Genomic DNA, 17,828 nt, shown 5'->3' on the forward strand with positions numbered 1-17,828 from the left:
CAGCAGCCGGCCGTACCGATTACGCAGGTCCCTGCTCATGTGGCCAGCCCAGGGAGATCTGTCTGCCCCTTGCTCACCCTTGCCGCCGAGGCAGGCTTCACAGACAACGGCCGGCGCCCGCCAAGCCTGCTTTCCGCCGCACGCAACCTTGCAGCAAGGCGTTCTGCTTCAGCGGACAACGACTGGCGTCCTTCATCCGTCAGTTCGTAGTACCGCCTGGCACGACCGTCCACGGTCTCATCGCCCGCATGCCGGACCTTGCCGTCCCGCTCCAGCCGCTCAAGGCTGGCGTACAGGGTTGTAACCCTGATGGTCTGGCTGCCCGCAGCGAGCTGTTCAACGTCCCGCAGGATGGCGTAGCCGTGCTGGCGGCCTCCCGCGAGCGCCGTGAGGATCCAGAAAATTGCCTCGGTCATAGTGGCGAATATATACCCGATTCGGGAATATAACCACAATTGAATCTGAGCTAGTTTACGCTGTTGAAGTTGTCCACATACGGGACTTTCTTTCCAGCTCCACCGCCGGATTCCGGGAAAATTGAGGTATGGACCTACGCGAGCACCCGGCGGTTACAACGGACGTTGCCACCAACGCCGGATCTTCCCTGCCGGCCGCGCTGCAGCTGGTGGCAACCGCGCACATCTGTCCCGATGACGCGGGGATGATCAACCAGCTTCGACTGCTGGAGGACCTGAAGTCGGCAGCCGCGGCCCTGCAGGCACGGATCGCCGTTGCCTTTGACCGCTCGCAGCGCCGGGAACAGGCCGCCTCAGGCATCGCCGCCGCAGACCTTGGAGCCGGGGTTGCTGCGCAGATTGCATTGGCCCGGCGTGAGTCTCCCGCCAGGGGTGGCCGGCTGCTCGGAATGGCCAAAGCGCTGATCGAAATGCCCCATGCCGCCGAGGCCTTGGCCGGCGGCAGCCTCAACGAATGGCGGACCATCCTCGCGGTGCGGGAAACCGCGCACCTATCCGTGGATGACCGCCGGGCGGTGGACGCCGAGTTCGGACCGGATTACGGGTCCTTGGCGGACGCCGGGGACCGGTCACTCGTTGCGGCAATCCGGGCCGCAGCGTACAGGCGCGATCCCCGGTCGGTTGCCCGGCGTGCAAGCCACGCTGCGGCGGAGCGCACCGTAAGCCTCAGGCCTGCACCGGACACCATGGCCTATCTCACCGCCCTGCTGCCGGTTGCAGAAGGGGTAGCGGTTTACGCCGACCTGACACGCCATGCCGATTCAGCGCGTTCAGCCGGCGACGGCCGCACCAAAGGCCAACTGATGGCGGATGAGCTGGTGGAGCGCGTGACAGGTACCCCCGGCGGCATCACCGGCATCGAAATCCAGTTGGTCATGACGGACAGGACACTCTTCCAAGCCGACAGTGAACCAGCCCGGCTCGCAGGCTACGGCGTTGTCCCCGCCGAATGGGCGCGGGCGGCGGTCCTGGATGGTGCGGCAGCCGCCTCTCCAGCTGCCAACCAGCTCCCTCTGGACCGAGAGCCCGCTCCCGGCCAGCCCGCCTTGGCTGCTTGGATTCGCCGGCTGTATGTCGCACCGGAAACCGGCGAGCTGGTGGCAATGGATTCGAAAGCCCGGCTTTTTCCGCCTGGCCTCAAAAGCTTCCTCCAGGTGCGCGACCAGCTATGCCGCACTCCCTGCTGTGACGCGCCCATCCGGCATTACGACCACGTTGTCCCCTGGCGTGAGGACAAAAACACAAGCGGCGCCAATGGGCAGGGGCTTTGCGAGGCCTGCAACCAAGCAAAGGAATCGGCAGGTTGGTCTGCACTGACAGTGCCAGGCACCGGGCACCACATCGACAGCAGAAATACTCAAGCCAGAAAGCAGGCCGCGGAAACCAGGCATGCAGCAGGCAACAACCACGCTGCAGCCAACAGCCACATCGCAGACACCAGCCATGCCGCGGCCAGCAGCCGGCCCGCCGACACCCTTCCCGCTCCAGCTACAAGACACGCGGTGGACACCAGGACACCCACCGGCCACACCTACCGGTCCGTCGCGCCGGCCCTCCCCGGAACCTTCCGCTGGCCTATACCGCTCCCCGAGGAGTCAGGCTGAAGCCGGTGTTTGGAGGCGCTCTGCCACCTGAACCCGGGAAAGCGTAGAGTGGCATAGGACGCCTGATTCTGGACGCCTTGCTGCCGAGGGAGAAATCGTGACGATTGATTGGGACGAAAAAAAGGCCCTGCTACAGGAACCGAACATCGCCAAGGTGACCCAGCTTTGCGATGAACTGATGGAAAAGAAGCCGGGTTCCACCGTCCCGTACATTGACCCGGTGCATGACGAGGACGAATGCCGCATCGTCACCCTGCAGGTCAGCCCCGGCAAGGGCACCGAATCAGGTTTTGTGTCGCACAACAATGACGACGAGGGTGCCCGACGCGCCACCCAGATCTACGAGATCGCCGAACTCGACCCCCGCTACGTCATGCCTTGGAACGCATACCCGTGGGTCAGGGACCCTGGCCTTCCCTCCGCGCTGAGTGTGCAGGAGAAGACAGACGGACTCCGGCCGTTCCGCCAGTTCCTCAAGATCAATTCGCGGGTCTCGGCAATCATCGCCCACGGCACGGATGCCTCCGCATTCCTCACCCTGTTCGAAAAGACGTACCACTCGTCCCTCCGGAACAGCGGCATCAAGGTCTACAAGGCCTCCGCGCTTGGCGGGCGGGCCTTCGCCGTATCCGAAACGAAGCAGGAGGAACTCCTCACCAAGAGCGTGGAGACCTACAAGGACGCCATGCAGCGGGCAGGCATCCAGCACCTCTGACACCCCACCGGGGAATCCCGGCCGGGGCAGCAGCACCGGCCCGGGCGCCATTGGTGCACCCGGAATGTGTGCGGCCCGGACAGCAATTCCCGAAGTACCTGACCAGCATTCCCGGAGATAAACGGAAACCGCATTGACACTCGGTGTGACCGGTGCCATATTTAAGGCGTGAACCTGTCAGACAGCCGGACAGCAGGACATCCTGCCCGTACCCGCCCACCATCCCGGCCCTTGGCCCGCCTCAGCGCCGCGGAAGCTGTCTTTAATGCGATCCGGGACGACATCGAGTCAGGTGTGGTTCCGGTGGGCAGCAAGCTTGATTCCGAGGCCACCCTCTCCCAGCAATACGGTGTCAGCCGTTCGGTCATCCGCGAAGCGTTGCGCTCCTGCACCGCGCTGGGCCTGACGGTCACCAAAACCGGCAAGGGCACCTTTGTGATGGCCAACAAAGTAGCCAACGACCTCACCCTGGGCCAGTATTCAGCCCGGGACCTCACGGAGGCCCGCCCCCACATCGAAATCCCGGCCGCCGGGCTCGCCGCCCACCGGCGCACGGATGAGGAGCTGGAAACCCTCCGCCACATCGTTGCAGCCATGGCTGCGGAGACCGACCTGGAATCCTGGGTTTCGCTGGACTCCAGCTTCCACGCCACGATCGCCCGGGCCAGCGGCAACAAGGTCTTCGCCAGCGTGGTGTCAGACATCCGCGAGGCCCTGGCCCACCAGTCGGAAACCCTGAACATGGTGGCCGACCGCCAGCACGCCTCCGACATCGAGCACCAGCAGATCCTCGCCGCCATCGAAGCGGGCTCCGCCGATGATGCCCGCTCCGCCATGTCACACCACTTGAACGCCGTGGGCCTGGCCCTGGACTCAATCCTCAACAAGTAACCGCGAAGCCCCCACCAGTAGCCACCAAGCAACCTACCCAAGGACTCCATGCCCTCCCCGATGTTTTCCGCTGCCCACGAGGCCCACCGCACCCTGCCCGGCCATGTACCCCTGGTCGCCGCAACCCGCGACGGCCTCGTGGAAAGTGTCCACTACGGCTCCGCCATCGCCATCAGCGCCGACGGCGCAACAATGGCATCAGCCGGCGAACCCCTGGCGCCGTTTTACCCGCGCTCCTCGCTGAAGCCCTTGCAGGCAGTGGCCATGCTCCGCGCCGGGCTCGTCCTGCCCATGGACCTGCTGGCCCTGGCAGCGGCCAGCCACTCCGGCGCCGCCCGGCACCGCGACGGCGCCCTGCGCATTCTCGAGATGCACTCCCTCACCCAGGGCTCGTTGGAAAACAGCACAGACCTGCCCTACGGCGCCACCGAACGCGAGGATTGGCTCCGTGACGGCGGCGCCGCCAGCCAGCTCACCCAGAACTGCTCCGGCAAGCACGCCGCCATGGCCGCCACGTGCGTCATCAACGGCTGGCCGGTCCAGGGCTACCTGGCACCGGATCACCCGCTTCAGCAGCTGGTGGCCGAAACCATCATCGACCTGACCGGCGAGGAGCCCCTGGCCGTCAGCACCGACGGCTGCGGCACGCCCCTGTTCGCCCTGACCCTGCGCGGGATGGCCCGCGCCTTCGGCCGGATTGCGCGCGCCACCGCGGTCGACGACGGCACCCCGGAAGCCGCCGTCGGGCTTGCCATGATGCAGCACCCGGACATGGTGGCCGGGGAAGGCAGGGACGTGACCACCCTCATGCGCCTGCTTCCCGGCGCCGTGGCCAAGGACGGCTTTGAAGGCGTCCAGCTGGTTGGGCTGGCGGACGGCAGCGCCGTGGCGGTAAAGATTTCCGACGGCGGCGACCGCGCCAGGATGCCCGCCACCACCACCCTCCTGGGCAGCCTGGGCGTGGACACCGCACCCCTCGCAGCCATCGCCGGCTCCCCCGTGCTGGGCGGCGGCCACCAGGTGGGTGCCCTGCAGGCCACCGATTTCCTGGCCCGGGCAGCGCCTCCCGTCGCCGGCCACCCCAAAACCCCTGAACCTGCCCAGTCCAAGCCCGTCAACGAAGCCCCGTGAGGACCACCATGACCACCCTGAACAACACCGCAACCGCCGCCCCCGGCCTCCGGTCCGAACATGACCTGCTGGGCGACCGCGACGTCCCGGCCGATGCCTACTGGGGTGTCCACACCCTCCGCGCCGTTGAAAACTTCCCCATCACCGGCCAGAAGCTCTCCTCCAACATGCACCTGGTCCGTGGCCTGGCGGCCGTGAAACTGGCCGCAGCCCGCACCAACCGGGAGCTCGGGCTGCTGGACGCGGAGCGCTCAGACGCCATCGAACAGGCCTGCCAGGACATCATGGCCGGCCAGCTGAGCGAACAGTTTGTGGTGGACGTCATCCAGGGCGGCGCGGGGACGTCGTCGAACATGAACGCCAACGAGGTCATCGCCAACCGTGCCCTGGAAATCCTGGGCCACCCCAAAGGCGACTACGCCAGGCTGCACCCCAACGACCATGTGAACCTCAGCCAGTCCACCAACGACGTCTACCCCACGGCCGTCAAACTGGGCACCATCTTCGCCGCCCGGGAACTCCTCGACGCACTTGCCGAACTCGAGGAGGCCTGCGCGTCGAAGGCGCTGGAATTCCGGACCGTGGTGAAGATGGGCCGGACCCAGCTCCAGGACGCCGTGCCCATGACCCTGGGCCAGGAGTTCGGCACCTACGCCGTCACCATCGGCGAGGACCGGCTCCGGCTGGCCGAGGCCGAACTGCTCATCCACGAAATCAACCTGGGTGCCACGGCCATCGGAACGGGCCTGAACGCCCCCGCCGGCTACGCCGGGGCAGCCTGCCGGCACCTGGCCGCCATCACCGGCCTGCCGCTGGTGACCGCCGTCGACCTCATCGAAGCCACCCAGGACGTCGGCGCATTTGTGCACCTGTCCGGTGTGCTGAAGCGTGTGGCCGTGAAACTCTCCAAGATCTGCAACGACCTCCGCCTGCTCTCCTCCGGCCCCCGCGCGGGATTCGGCGAGATCAACCTTCCGGCCGTGCAGTCCGGATCCTCGATCATGCCCGGCAAGATCAACCCGGTCATCCCGGAAGTTGTCTCCCAGGTGGCCTACGAGGTCATCGGCAACGACGTGACCATCACCATGGCCGCCGAAGCCGGACAACTTCAGCTCAACGCCTTCGAACCCATCATTGTCCACAGCCTCCACAAGAGCATTTCACACCTGGAAGCAGCCTGCCGCACCCTCACGGCCCGCTGCATCCGGGGCATCACCGCCAACACCGAACGGCTCCGCCTCACCGTGGAGCAGTCCATCGGACTGGTCACCGCCCTGAACCCCCAACTGGGCTACGCCACTGCCACCGCCATTGCGCAGGAAGCCCTCGCCACCGGCAAGGGTGTGGCCGAACTGGTCCTTGAACACGGACTCCTTACCTCTGAACAGCTTCAGGAACTCCTCAGCCCCGAACGCCTTGCCAACCTCAGCAACCAGGCTCCGGCCTGACCCTGAACCCGGCACATCAAAGGACACCCCCCATGACAAACTCCCCCATTCCCGACCACCTGATTGATGGTGGCCACGCCCATGCGACCGAGTCGTCCCTGCACGCTGAGGACACGGGTTACCACAAGAACCTGAAGCCGCGGCAGATCCAGATGATCGCCATTGGCGGTGCGATCGGTACCGGCCTGTTCCTGGGTGCCGGTGGCCGCTTGGCCGAGGCCGGCCCGTCGCTGGTGATCGCCTACGCGGTGTGTGGTTTCTTCGCGTTCCTGATCCTGCGTGCCCTGGGCGAACTCGTGCTGCACCGGCCCTCGTCCGGTTCCTTCGTTTCCTACGCCCGGGAGTTCTTCGGCGAAAAAGCCGCGTTTGTTTCCGGCTGGTTCTACTGGATCAACTGGGCCACCACCACCATCGTGGACATCACCGCCGCCGCGATCTACATGAACTTCTTCGGCAACTACGTCCCCTGGATGGGTGCGGTCCCGCAGTGGGCCTGGGCCCTGATCGCCCTGGTGGTGGTCCTGGCCCTGAACCTGGTCTCGGTGAAGGTCTTTGGCGAGATGGAATTCTGGTTCGCCCTGATCAAGGTCGCAGCCCTGGTCGCGTTCCTGCTGGTGGGCACCTACTTCGTCATCTTCGGCACCCCCGTGGACGGCCAGGAAGTGGGCCTGAGCCTGATCACGGACAACGGCGGGATCTTCCCCAACGGCCTGCTGCCCATGATCATCCTCATGCAGGGCGTCCTGTTCGCCTACGCCTCCATTGAACTGGTGGGCACCGCCGCCGGCGAAACCGAAAACCCGCACAAAATCATGCCCAAGGCCATCAACTCCGTGGTCTTCCGCATCGCCGTGTTCTACGTCGGCTCCGTCATCCTGCTGGCCCTGCTCCTGCCCTACACCTCCTACCAGGCAGGGGTCAGCCCGTTCGTGACGTTCTTCGGCTCCATCGGCATCGAAGGCGTGGACGTCATCATGAACCTCGTGGTCCTCACCGCAGCCCTGTCCTCACTGAACGCCGGGCTCTACTCCACCGGCCGGATCCTGCGCTCCATGTCCGTGAACGGCTCCGCCCCCAAGTTCGCCTCCCGCATGAACAAAGCCGGCGTCCCCTACGGCGGCATCGCGATCACCGCCGCCGTGTCCCTGCTCGGGGTCCCGCTGAACTACCTCGTCCCGGCCGACGCCTTCGAAATCGTCCTCAACGTCGCCTCCGTAGGCATCATCATGACCTGGGCCACCATCGTCCTCTGCCAGATCCAACTCAAACGCTGGGCCGACAAAGGCTGGCTGGAACGGCCCAGCTTCCGCATGTTCGGCGCCCCCTACACCGGCTACCTCTCCCTGCTCTTCCTCGTCGGCGTGCTGGTGATGGTGTTCATCGACTCCCCCCTGACCATGCTCGTCACCGGCATCGCCTCAGCACTCATGGTGGCCGGCTGGTTCGCCTGCCGCAAACGCATCCGCGAAATCGCCGAAACCCGCAAGGGCTACACCGGCACCGCCCCCGTCATCGCCAACCCGGCGGCAGACACCTTCAAGAGATAGCCGGCAGGGCGTACGACGGCGGCACCCGGGTTCCGGAATGATCCGAACCCAGGTGCCGCCGTCGTGGTTTAACGCCTGCCGCGGCTCACTTGGCTGGCTTCACCACCATCGCCGAGCCGCCGCCCCGCCTGGCAGGCTCGGCCACGGCCAGCACACCGCCTGATGGCAGGAACTCAATGGCGGTGGCGGCGCCGATCTCCGCCGCCGAACTGCCTGGCGGGCCGGCAGCCGTGAACTTATGGCCGAACGGGGCCAGGCCCGGGCCGTACCTGTCGATAAAGCCCTGTTCCGCGCTCACCGACGCCGTGTTCCGCTGGGCGGCACGGGGTGCGGCCACGGCGTCGAGGAGGCCCATCTTGAGATCGATCCTGTTGATCAGGGTCTGCAGGACAGTGGTGATGATGGTGGAACCGCCCGGTGAGCCAAGGGCCAGGAACGGCTTGCCATCCCTGAGCACGATGGTGGGCGACATGGACGACCGCGGACGCTTGCTCGGCTGGATCCGGTTGGGATCTTCCTCATCAAAGACGGTGGAGAAGTCGGTGAGTTCGTTGTTCAACAGGAAGCCCCGGCCCGGAACCACAATCCCGGACCCGCCGGTCTGCTCAATGGTCAGGGTGTACTCCACCACGTTGCCCCACTTGTCGGACACCGTGAGGTTGGTGGTGGAGATGTTCTCCGTATCAGTGTCATTGGCCAACGGGACCGGCGGTGTGGTGCAGGCGCCGTCGTAGGACAAAACATTGCCCGGTTGCACGGGTTTGACGGCGGCCTGGAGCGGATTGAGCTGGCAGGCGCGTTCCTTGCCGAAGACCGGGTTGAGGAGCGCTGCGGTGGGAACCGGCACAAAGGCGGGATCGCCCACATACTCGGCGCGGTCCGCAAACGCGAGCGCGCTTGCCTCCAGGTAATGGTGCAGGACTGACGGCCGGGCTTGTGCAGTGGCCGGCAAATCGAAGCCGGACAGGATGTTCAGCGCCTCACCCACCGTGGTGCCGCCGCTGCTGGAGGGTGCCATGCCGTGGACGTCATAGCCGCGGTAGCTCACCTTGGTGGCTGCCTGGTCAATTGCCCGGTAGTTGGCCAGGTCCGCCACCGTCATGGAGCCTGGCGGAACCGGCAGCTCCGTGTCGGCAGCTTTGGGTGGGGCCTGGACCGTGGCCGCAATCTCCCCGGCGAGCGGGCCGGTGTAGAAGGCGCCGGTTCCCTGCCGGGACAGCAGCCGGTACGTCTCCGCGAGGTCCTTGTTCCTGAACACCGACCCCACCACCGGAAGCTGTCCGCCCGGAAGGAACAGCTCTGCAGTGGCAGGGAACGCTTCAAAGCGGGCCTGGTTGTCCTCGGTCTGCTTGCGGAAGGTGCCGTCGACGACGAAGCCCCGGGTGGCCACCTTGATGGCGGGCTTCAGGGCCTCGGCCAGGCTGACGGTGCCCCAGCGCTCCAGCGCACGTTCCCAGGTGGCGGGCGTTCCGGGCACACCCACCGAAACGCCGCTGGTCACCAGGTCCGGGCTGAAGGTGTAGGGCCCGCCGGTGGCCGGATTGATGAACGCGTCACTGCGGATCCCCGCGGGCGCAGTCTCCCGGCCGTCGATGGTGCCCACCTTCCCGGTGGCCGCGTCATAAAACACAAAGTAGCCGCCGCCGCCAACACCGGCGCTGTACGGCTCCGTGACGCCCAGCGTCGCTGCTGCCGCAACCGCCGCGTCGGCCGCGTTGCCCCCTTTGCGGAGGACCTCGATGGCCGCCGCGGACGCTTCGGGATCTACGGTGCTGACGGCACCGCCGGATCCGGTGGCGGTGGCGCTCCGGTCCGTTTGCCGGGGATCGGCAGCGGCCGGCGTCATGATGGCACCTGTGGTTACGCTCATTGCCAGCACAGCCGTAATGGCTGCGGCCCGGCGTCCCGGATGTGGCATGGTTGCTCCTAACGGGGTGGGTGAGGTGCGCCACACCTTACTCCCGCGCCACGTTCAGTTCAACGACGAACCTCCCGGAGGAACAGCATGACCAACTGGCGGATCAGGGATTTCCACTCTGCTGACCTGGACGGCATCCTGCACCTGTGGGAGACCCTCAAGGCCCACAACGTGGAGCCGGTGTACGCCCTGTCCGAGGTCCTGGCCTCCTGCGAAAAGGACCATGCCGTGGTGGCGGTACAGGGCGAACAGGTGGTGGGTGCCGCGGTGGGCCGCGCTGCGCACGACCAGGGCTGGATCGTTTTCCTGGCCACCCTGCCCGAATACCGCGGGCGGGGCATCGGCACCTCCCTGCTTGCCGCCGTCGAGAACCGGATGGCGCCCCACGGGCTCAACAAGCTGTCGGCGTTGATGCCCGAATCCGAAACCCGCGTGGAAGCATTCCTGAGCCGCGGCTTCGCATTAAAGAAGAACCTGCGCTATTTCGAGCGGACCATTCCGGTGCAGCGGCAGGAACTTGGCGCCCTGGGCCAGCTGGGCGGCCGCATCCTGGCCCGGGACCTCTGGGAGAACGTCGCCGGCATGCGCAAGGAAAAGGAACTACTCGAACGCAGGCTGGTGCTGCCGTTGGCCGAGGCTGACCTGGCGGACGAGTTCGGTGTGGTGCCGCCGCGCGCAGTGGTCCTCTTCGGCCCGCCCGGCACGGGCAAAACCACGTTTGCCAAGGCCATCGCGTCCCGGCTGGAGTGGCCGTTTGTGGAGGTCTTCCCGTCCCGGCTGGCCGCCGATCCCCAGGGCCTGGCTGGCGCCCTGCGGGAGACTTTCCTCGAAATCGCGGAGCTGGAACACGCCGTGGTGTTCATCGACGAGGTGGAGGAGATCGCCTCGCAGCGTTCCGGCGAGCCCCCCTCGCCCCTGCAGGGCGTCACCAACGAGCTCCTGAAGATCATCCCGGCCTTCCGCGAACAGCCCGGCCGGCTGCTGGTGTGCGCCACCAACTTCATCCGGGCCCTGGACACGGCGTTCCTGCGGCATGGGCGGTTCGACTACGTCATCCCCATCGGGCTGCCCGACCGGCAGGCGCGCACTGCCATGTGGCAGCGCTTCATCCCGGCCGCAGTGGTGGACACCGTGGACGTGGAGCTGCTGGTGGAACGCACGGAGGGCTTCTCACCGGCGGACATCGAATACGCTGCCCGCAGCGCCTCCCAGCGGGCACTGGAAAAAGCAGTGTACGACGACGGCGGGCTGGCAACCGGTGGCGGCGCGGCCGCCCGGGCGGCAGTACGCCGTGGTCCAGCCACCCAGGATTACCTGGACGCCATCGGGGACACCCGCACCACCGTCAGCGCCGAGGTACACGAGGACTTTCTGGTCGACATCAACGCTTTGGGACGGGTCTGACCCGGCTATCTTTGAACCATGTCTTCAAACCCCCTCCGGCACGCCCTTTCCCGCATGGGTGGCCGTGATCCGCACGAGCAGCACCGGGCCGCCACACCTCTGGAACTTTTCTTTGACCTGACCTTCGTCATTGCCTTTGGCGTGGCCGGAAGCCAGCTGGCCCATGAGGTGGCGGAGGGCAAATTCGTACCCGGCCTGCTGGGGTTTTCCTTCGCCATGTTTGCGGTGATCTGGGCGTGGATCAACTTCACCTGGTTCGCCAGCGCCTACGACACCGACGACTGGATCTTCCGGGTGGTGACCATGGTGCAGATCGTGGGTGTCCTCATCCTGACCATGGGCATCGAGCCGATGTTCCACTCGCTGGTGGAAGGCGAGCATGTGGAGAACCGCGTGATGGTGGCCGGATACGTGCTGATGCGGCTGGCGCTGGTGGCCCAGTGGCTCCGGGCCGCCCGGCAGGACCCTGCCCGCCGGGAAACGTGCCTGCGCTACGCGAAGTACCTGGCAATAGTTCAGGTGGGGTGGATCGCCCTATTGCTGGTGGAGACGGACGTGGCCACCACCTTTATGCTGACCATCCCGCTGGTTGTGCTGGAAATGGCCACCCCGTACGCGGCGGAACGGAAAAGCCGGACACCCTGGCACGCCCACCACATCGCTGAACGCTACGGCCTGCTGGCCATCATTGCGCTGGGCGAATGCCTGATCGGCGCCATCGAAACGCTCCGGGCCATTGTGGCAACCAACGGCTGGAGCATGGACGCCGCCCTGGTGGGCTTCGGCAGCACAGCACTGGCCTTCGGAATGTGGTGGGTCTACTTTATGCTTCCGGCCGGCCGCGCCCTGCACGTCCGCAGGCACCGCTCCTACCTCTTCGGCTACGGCCACATCCCCATCTTCGCCGCCATCGCCGCGGCCGGCGCAGGCCTCCACGTGGCTGCCTACTACATCAACCACGAGGCACACGTTGATGCCGCGGTGGTCATTGCCAGCATTGCCATCCCGGTTGCCGTGTTCAAGACTGCCCTGACGTGGCTCTACAGCGTCATGATGAAAAGCGCCGACAAAACCATCCTGGCCGTGACCGCGGGCGTGCTGGTGTTGCTCGCCGCCAGCATTGGCATGGCTGCAGCGGGAGTACCGGTCACCCTGTGCCTGCTGCTGATTGTCCTGGCCCTCGCCGGTTCCGTGGCAGTTGATGAGTTGCGGGCTTCAGGCCGCATCCACGCCGCCCTGGAAAAGCTGGAGGCGGAGGCTACCGCTCCCCGTCCGCGATAGGATTTCCGTCCGCGTCCAGGTGCGGGCCCGCCTGGTCGTAGGACAGGTTTTCGTAGTCCGTGGCGTCTTCCTCATCCAGGCGGTCGTCCAGCTCTTCAAGCAGCCACGGGTTGACCCGGGCCAGGATCAGGCGGATGTCTTCTGTTGGCACCGCGGCGTACAGGACGGGCCGGGCATCCAGGTACTTGGTGACCGGGGGCTTGTCCGGCCATTTGTCAGCAAGCGCCTTGACCCGTTCCGGCAACGAGTTGTGGGCGTTGTCGGCGATCTTGACCAGGGCCGCGTCGGGGTCCCCGGCGATGTCGCGGATCACCGCTGCGTAGTCGTCCGGGTCGTCGTGCAGCCGCGTGGTGACGCGTTCGACGATGTTGACGGCCCGTTCCGGTACCCCCATTTCCAGCAGCGCCTGACGGGTGACGGGGGTGTCCTCGGCAATGTCGTGCAGGTACCCCGCGATCCGGATGTCGTCGTCGAAATCCGCCAAGGCGTCCCCCACCGCCAGGACGTGCTCCCGGTAGGGCCGCTTGAGCTTGTCCTTCTGCCGGTTGTGCGCCACCTCCGCCAGAACCCTGGCGGTGTCGACGGTAAAGCGGGGCATGGACTCTTCGGGCTGTTGGTCTTGCATGGAACCAGCCTATGGGACGGGGCTACTGCTTGCCGTACTTGCGGTGCACAGCCTGCTTGCTCACACCCAGGCACACGGCAATCGCCTCCCAGGACAGGCCCGCCTGCCGAGCGTTCCGGACCAGCGATGACTCCGTCCTGTTGACTTCCTTCCGCAACTCGGCCACGGCGTTCAACGCCGCCGCCGGCCCCATCCCGTCCATTGATCCGACCAATGTCTTCATCCGGTCCACCTCCATACCGTCAACATTAGTTGACGGACGCGGCATCGTCAACCAAGGTTGACGGAGGGCGGACCCTGTGGCCGCCAGATCCACGGCTGCCGGGACAGGCGGTCCGGATCAAAGGCCCCCAGGGCGTTGCCCAGCGGCCCCGGTGGCAGCTCCAGGGAGGACAGGATGGAGTCCCGCACGGAATCCGCGGGGACGCCGCCGGCCGCCAGGTCCGTCAGGGTCACAGCACCGTCGCGCTTGGCCAGCCGCACTCCCTGGCCATTGAGCACCAAGGGGACATGGACATATTCCGGAACGGGAATATTCAAGAGGGACGCGAGGTAGGCCTGGCGCGGAGTTGATGGGAGCAGGTCGTCGCCGCGGACCACTTGGTCGATCCCCTGCTCGGCATCGTCCACAACCACTGCCAGGTTATAGGCGGTGACGCCGTCATTGCGGCGCAGGACAAAGTCGTCCACGACGCCGGTAAAGTCCCCGTGCAGCCGGTCGTGGACCATGATGGCCGAAACTCCGGCGCGCAACCTGATGGCAGCCGGGCGCATGGCGCGCTTTTCGGCCCGCTCAGGGCCCATAAGGTTCCGACAGGTGCCCGGATAGGCGCCCTGCGGCGCGTGCGGCGCAGACGGCGCCTCCTGGATTTCCCGCCGGGTGCAAAAACACTCATACGTCAGTCCAGCCGCCTCAAGTCCATCCAGGGCAGCAGCATAAAGCGCTCCGCGGTCCGTTTGCCGGACTGCAGCGCCGTCCCAGGTCAGTCCCACGGCAGCCAGATCCCTCAACTGCGCCGCTTCGGACCCCGCCCGGGCCCGGTCCAGGTCCTCCACGCGCAGCAGGAACTTCCGGCCCGTGGACCTGGCGAAAAGCCAGGCCAGGACTGCCGTGCGCAGGTTGCCCACATGCAGGTCACCCGAAGGGCTGGGAGCAAAGCGGCCGGCGGAATCCATGGTTCAAGCCTATGCGGAAGGGCATCGCCGGTCCGCACAGGCTGCGCAGCCGCGTTCCCGCTGCATAGCCCCATCTCGACCGCACAGCCGCACCTCGACCGCACAGCACAAGGGCCCCTCAGCTACCGATGCTCCGGTGACCGGACGTCGGTGGCTCAGGGGCCCTTGCCGTGGGCGGCGCGGAGAGACGATGCGTGAACAAGAGTCAATCAGCGGGCGGCCTCCTTGCGGGAAGCGGATCCAGCGCGTCCGGGTGGTGTGTGCCGGAAGGCCGTCAGCCTGCGGGTTTGGCGGTAGCCGCTGCCCTGTTGCCACTATTTCAGCAAGAGACCTACAGTTGGTGCAAGAGGCTGGCTTATCCTTGATCAGATTGACCAATAAGCACACAGTCGACCGGCAGGAGTTGAACAGATTGCAGGAACTTGATGCAACGGACCGGCGGATCCTCCGGGCCCTGGATGCTGACCCGCGGGTTCCCATCATGGTGCTGGCACAGAAACTGGGCCTGGCGCGCGGCACGGTGCAGTCCCGGCTGGAGCGCATGGGCGCTTCCGGCGCGCTGCGGCCCAACAGCAGCCGCGTCCTTCCGGGGGCGCTGGGGCGCGGGGTGGCGGCCGCCGTGAGCGCAGAGCTGGACCAGAGCCACCTGAACGAAGCCATCGACGCCCTGCGCAGGATCCCGGAGGTCCTGGAATGCCACGCGCCCGCCGGGGACACAGACCTGCTGATCCGTGTGGTGGCCACCAGCCCTGACGATCTCTACCGGGTATCGGAGGAAATCCGACTGTGCCCGGGCATTGTGCGCACCTCCACCAGCATGTTCCTGCGCGAAGTCATTCCCTACCGCACCACCGGGCTGCTGGCGGACTGAGCGCGGGGACGGGGACATCTCCCCATCGCCGCCTGCCCCCATCCCGGTTAAGCTTGCACGGAACATCCAATCGGGGGTAGGCATGACGGGCACTTTCTACGGCGGCGACGTGGCGCAGCTCCGGCGACTCGCCAGGGACCTCGCGGGTGGAGCGACCCGGCTCGAGGCCCTGTGCCGGCAGCTCAGCACCACTGTGGGCACCGGCGCCTGGAAAGGCCGCGACGGCGACCGCTTCCGCAGCGACTGGACGGGAACGCATGTAAAGCTGCTGCGCTCCGCCACGGCCGGACTGGAAGCAGCGGCCAAGGCCGTCCTGGCCAACGCCGATGAGCAGGAGAAGGCCAGCACCGGCGGGAACGGCGGATCCGGCGGCCCGCAGGGAACCGGCCCAGCCGACGCCAAGGCGCAGGAGCTGACCAACACCCTGGCGGCCATGACGCCCGCCGAACGGCAGGCCTACCTGCAGAGCCAGGAATTCCGGGACTGGGCCTTGGCCAACCCCGCTGCAGCGAAAGCTGCCATGGATGCTGCCGCCGATTCGGGCCTGATCTCCAAAAACTCGCCGGAGTACGCCGCGTTCCTCAGCGACTACTGGAACCACCAGGCAATGCTGGACATGGGCATCGACCCTGCCAGCTGGGACACCGCCCTGGGCACCGAACCGAACTGGGAAACCATCAGGAGCGTCTACGACTTCTACGGGCAGGCCTACCTGGCCAACCCGGACCTGCAATGGGCGGGAATGGCCAACATGATCGGCCCTTCCTTCGCCGGCGGATTCCGGGACATGGCGATGCTGCGCGACCTGGCCCAACAGATCGCGGACAACCCGGTCTCGGACATCCCGCTGCCCATCCTGGATCAGATCGAGGACCTCGCGGGGATGACCGACGAGGAGATCCGCTTTTATGAAACCAGCATGCTGGACATGAACAAGGAAATCTTCCTGGACCAGGCCCGGCAGCACCAGGCCTACCTGGACGGCGGACTGGCCGAGATCAACCGGCTCCGCGATTCCGGCGCCATCGATCCAGGCACCGCCGCGGCCTGGGCAGACATCGATTCCGGTGATCCAGGCCGCGTCCAGGAAGGAAACACCTCCCTGCTCTACCGCGAGCAAAACGAGATCATCGCCGATGACTACGACGCCATGAGCAACCATCCCGGTGGGGAAGCCGTGACCTACCTGGTGACCCTGGCCGGCGAACCGTCCATCCCCGGCGCCCGGAGCTATCCCGAGGTCTTCCCGTACACCTTCAGCGTGGAGAGCCCTGGAACGCAGAAAATCCCCTTCACCAACTGGGACAACCCCACCCAGTTCCGCACCGACTTCACCACGGGCTTCCCGGACGGCAACATTGCCAACGCCGACCAGCGCTGGGAGCTGATCCGCCATGACACCCTCCCCGCCTACCAGGACCTGCTGGCCACGGATCCGGACCGGGCCGCGCAGATCATCGGCTCGGACTTCGATGACCGGGTGGAGCAGTACCGGCCCATCAACAACATCCCAGGCATCATGGACCGGTTTGTGGACGGCTTCGGGGCGGAGGTCCACCAATGACGGCCACCCGCACAACCGGAGCCCGGCCGCACCGGCGAGGCACCGCCGTCGTCCGCCTGCTCCTGCCCGTACTGGCACTTGGCCTGACGCTGGGCGGCTGCCAGGCCGCTCCACCCACCTCCACCGACCCGACCTCACAGGGGAGCACCGTGACAACCTCAGAATTCTCCACCCTCGACGCCGCCGGCGTGGCCACCATCCGCGAGTCGAAGGCCGCGCGGCTGGACATGAGCTCCGGCCGGCTGGAAAAATCGGCCGTCAACGTCACGGACGACAGTTACGGCCCGGAGATCAACACCCGCGACGCCGGGAAAATCAGCCTGTCCATCACGGCGCCCAACGGGGAGGTCTCCGGCGAAACGGACCGGATCCGCTTCAACACCACCGGCAGCCGCCCCGACTTCAGCGAGGTCACCTACTTCCTCACGGCGGACTCGGCAGCCGACTACTTCAGCCTGGTCCGCGATGGGGTCCGGCGCTACGGCATCGACAGCGGCTCGGCGGAGCGGTGGATCAGCAGCGCCGAGGCTGCCCCGGATGCCAAAAGCGACTTCTCCCTGACATCCGGAAACGCCACGGGGCTGGAAATCACCTACGACCTCAGGTACGACGGCGGCGCAGGCACCAGGGTGATCATCGTCCACGTCCTGCCGGCAGGCTGAGCCCGTCCCGGCAGCTGCCTAGACCGGCGGCCCGGCGTTGGATTTGAGGTTCTTCATCACCAGCGTGGAAGTCAGCCGCTCCACGCCCGGCAGGGACGTCAGTTCAGCATCGTAGAACCGCTGGTATGCCGGCAGGTCGGCCGCGATGACCTTCAACAGGTAGTCCGGCGAACCAAAGAGCCGCTGGGCCTCCACCACGTTGGGGTTTGCTGCCACCCGGCTCTCGAAGATCTCCATGGTGGCCCGGTCCACTTGGCGGAGGGTGACAAACACAATCGCTTCGAACCCCAGGCCCACAGCGGCCGGGTCCACGTCCGCCTTGTAACCGCGGATCACACCTGAGCGCTCCAGGTCACGGAGCCGGCGGTGGCACGGCGCCACGGTCAGGCCCACCTTCGCGGCCAGCGCCGTGGCCGTCATCCGGCCATCCTCCTGCAGGTGGCGCAAAATATTCCTGTCAATATGGTCAATCACGCAATAAGCGTACTGTCGCGGCGTCCATCAGGGCTAAAACC

At 66.2% G+C, this 17,828-nt stretch carries 17 protein-coding genes; 11 read left to right on the forward strand and 6 right to left on the reverse strand.

The annotated features are described in order from the left end of the window. Window positions 1-35: 35 nt before the first annotated feature. Complete coding sequence (locus tag ACRB8A_RS18285; protein WP_056599118.1) at window positions 36-416, reverse strand: PadR family transcriptional regulator; 381 nt, start codon at window positions 414-416, stop codon at window positions 36-38. 128 nt (window positions 417-544) lie between these two features. Here ACRB8A_RS18285 and ACRB8A_RS18290 point away from each other — a divergent pair, with 128 nt between their 5' ends. The 6 genes from ACRB8A_RS18290 to ACRB8A_RS18315 all read left to right on the forward strand — a co-directional run bounded on the left by ACRB8A_RS18290 (window position 545) and on the right by ACRB8A_RS18315 (window position 7,812). Next, complete coding sequence (locus ACRB8A_RS18290) at window positions 545-2,080, forward strand: HNH endonuclease (RefSeq protein WP_056599121.1); 1,536 nt, start codon at window positions 545-547, stop codon at window positions 2,078-2,080. Between the two features lie 97 nt (window positions 2,081-2,177). Beyond that, complete coding sequence (locus ACRB8A_RS18295) at window positions 2,178-2,795, forward strand: uracil-DNA glycosylase (protein WP_050687503.1); 618 nt, start codon at window positions 2,178-2,180, stop codon at window positions 2,793-2,795. 168 nt (window positions 2,796-2,963) lie between these two features. Then, window positions 2,964-3,686 carry a FadR/GntR family transcriptional regulator gene (locus ACRB8A_RS18300; protein ID WP_050687505.1) on the forward strand — a complete coding sequence of 241 codons (723 nt, stop codon included), beginning with the start codon at window positions 2,964-2,966 and terminating at the stop codon, window positions 3,684-3,686. Window positions 3,687-3,734: 48 nt separating this feature from the next. Next, window positions 3,735-4,817, forward strand: a complete 1,083-nt coding sequence (locus ACRB8A_RS18305; protein ID WP_432245279.1) for an asparaginase — start codon at window positions 3,735-3,737, stop codon at window positions 4,815-4,817. Between the two features lie 8 nt (window positions 4,818-4,825). Continuing rightward, entirely contained in the window at window positions 4,826-6,265 is a 1,440-nt protein-coding gene (locus ACRB8A_RS18310) for an aspartate ammonia-lyase (protein WP_050687509.1), read from the forward strand. 32 nt (window positions 6,266-6,297) lie between these two features. Next, window positions 6,298-7,812 carry an amino acid permease gene (locus ACRB8A_RS18315; protein WP_432245280.1) on the forward strand — a complete coding sequence of 505 codons (1,515 nt, stop codon included), beginning with the start codon at window positions 6,298-6,300 and terminating at the stop codon, window positions 7,810-7,812. Between the two features lie 85 nt (window positions 7,813-7,897). Here ACRB8A_RS18315 and ggt read toward each other — a convergent pair whose 3' ends face one another. Then, entirely contained in the window at window positions 7,898-9,730 is a 1,833-nt protein-coding gene (gene ggt / locus ACRB8A_RS18320) for a gamma-glutamyltransferase (protein WP_056599127.1), read from the reverse strand. Between the two features lie 87 nt (window positions 9,731-9,817). Here ggt and ACRB8A_RS18325 point away from each other — a divergent pair, with 87 nt between their 5' ends. Both ACRB8A_RS18325 and ACRB8A_RS18330 read left to right on the forward strand, forming a co-directional pair. After that, window positions 9,818-11,134 (forward strand): ATP-binding protein, encoded by a 1,317-nt coding sequence (locus ACRB8A_RS18325; protein WP_050683575.1) that lies wholly within the window; start codon window positions 9,818-9,820, stop codon window positions 11,132-11,134. Window positions 11,135-11,152: 18 nt separating this feature from the next. Then, window positions 11,153-12,415: a low temperature requirement protein A gene (locus ACRB8A_RS18330; RefSeq protein ID WP_056599130.1), complete on the forward strand. Its 1,263-nt coding sequence runs from the start codon at window positions 11,153-11,155 to the stop codon at window positions 12,413-12,415. On the opposite strand, the gene ACRB8A_RS18335 is transcribed toward ACRB8A_RS18330, so the two are convergent. Genes ACRB8A_RS18335 through gluQRS form a run of 3 tightly spaced genes read right to left on the reverse strand, consistent with a single transcriptional unit; the run spans window position 12,393 to window position 14,216 of the window. Continuing rightward, complete coding sequence (locus ACRB8A_RS18335; RefSeq protein ID WP_056599133.1) at window positions 12,393-13,040, reverse strand: HD domain-containing protein; 648 nt, start codon at window positions 13,038-13,040, stop codon at window positions 12,393-12,395. The two genes, ACRB8A_RS18330 and ACRB8A_RS18335, sit on opposite strands and share 23 nt — an antisense overlap. A gap of 22 nt (window positions 13,041-13,062) precedes the next feature. Then, complete coding sequence (locus tag ACRB8A_RS18340) at window positions 13,063-13,263, reverse strand: AsnC family protein (RefSeq protein ID WP_235504714.1); 201 nt, start codon at window positions 13,261-13,263, stop codon at window positions 13,063-13,065. 47 nt (window positions 13,264-13,310) lie between these two features. Then, the gene (gene gluQRS / locus ACRB8A_RS18345) at window positions 13,311-14,216 is read right to left on the reverse strand and encodes a tRNA glutamyl-Q(34) synthetase GluQRS (protein WP_056599138.1); all 906 of its coding nucleotides are present in this window, start codon (window positions 14,214-14,216) and stop codon (window positions 13,311-13,313) included. A gap of 412 nt (window positions 14,217-14,628) precedes the next feature. Here gluQRS and ACRB8A_RS18350 point away from each other — a divergent pair, with 412 nt between their 5' ends. The 3 genes from ACRB8A_RS18350 to ACRB8A_RS18360 all read left to right on the forward strand — a co-directional run bounded on the left by ACRB8A_RS18350 (window position 14,629) and on the right by ACRB8A_RS18360 (window position 17,313). Continuing rightward, window positions 14,629-15,087: an Lrp/AsnC family transcriptional regulator gene (locus ACRB8A_RS18350; protein WP_050683579.1), complete on the forward strand. Its 459-nt coding sequence runs from the start codon at window positions 14,629-14,631 to the stop codon at window positions 15,085-15,087. Window positions 15,088-15,169: 82 nt separating this feature from the next. Next, entirely contained in the window at window positions 15,170-16,651 is a 1,482-nt protein-coding gene (locus ACRB8A_RS18355) for a WXG100 family type VII secretion target (RefSeq protein WP_285241354.1), read from the forward strand. After that, window positions 16,648-17,313: a hypothetical protein gene (locus ACRB8A_RS18360; RefSeq protein WP_056599145.1), complete on the forward strand. Its 666-nt coding sequence runs from the start codon at window positions 16,648-16,650 to the stop codon at window positions 17,311-17,313. Before ACRB8A_RS18355 ends, ACRB8A_RS18360 begins: the two co-directional genes overlap by 4 nt. Before the next feature lie 18 nt (window positions 17,314-17,331). Here the strand turns inward: ACRB8A_RS18360 and ACRB8A_RS18365 are convergent, their stop codons facing one another. Next, window positions 17,332-17,787, reverse strand: a complete 456-nt coding sequence (locus ACRB8A_RS18365) for an Lrp/AsnC family transcriptional regulator (protein WP_082178095.1) — start codon at window positions 17,785-17,787, stop codon at window positions 17,332-17,334. Window positions 17,788-17,828: the final 41 nt, after the last annotated feature.

Origin of the sequence: Arthrobacter sp. G.S.26, assembly GCF_050847375.1 — a bacterium.
Taxonomy (GTDB): Bacteria; Actinomycetota; Actinomycetes; order Actinomycetales; family Micrococcaceae; genus Arthrobacter.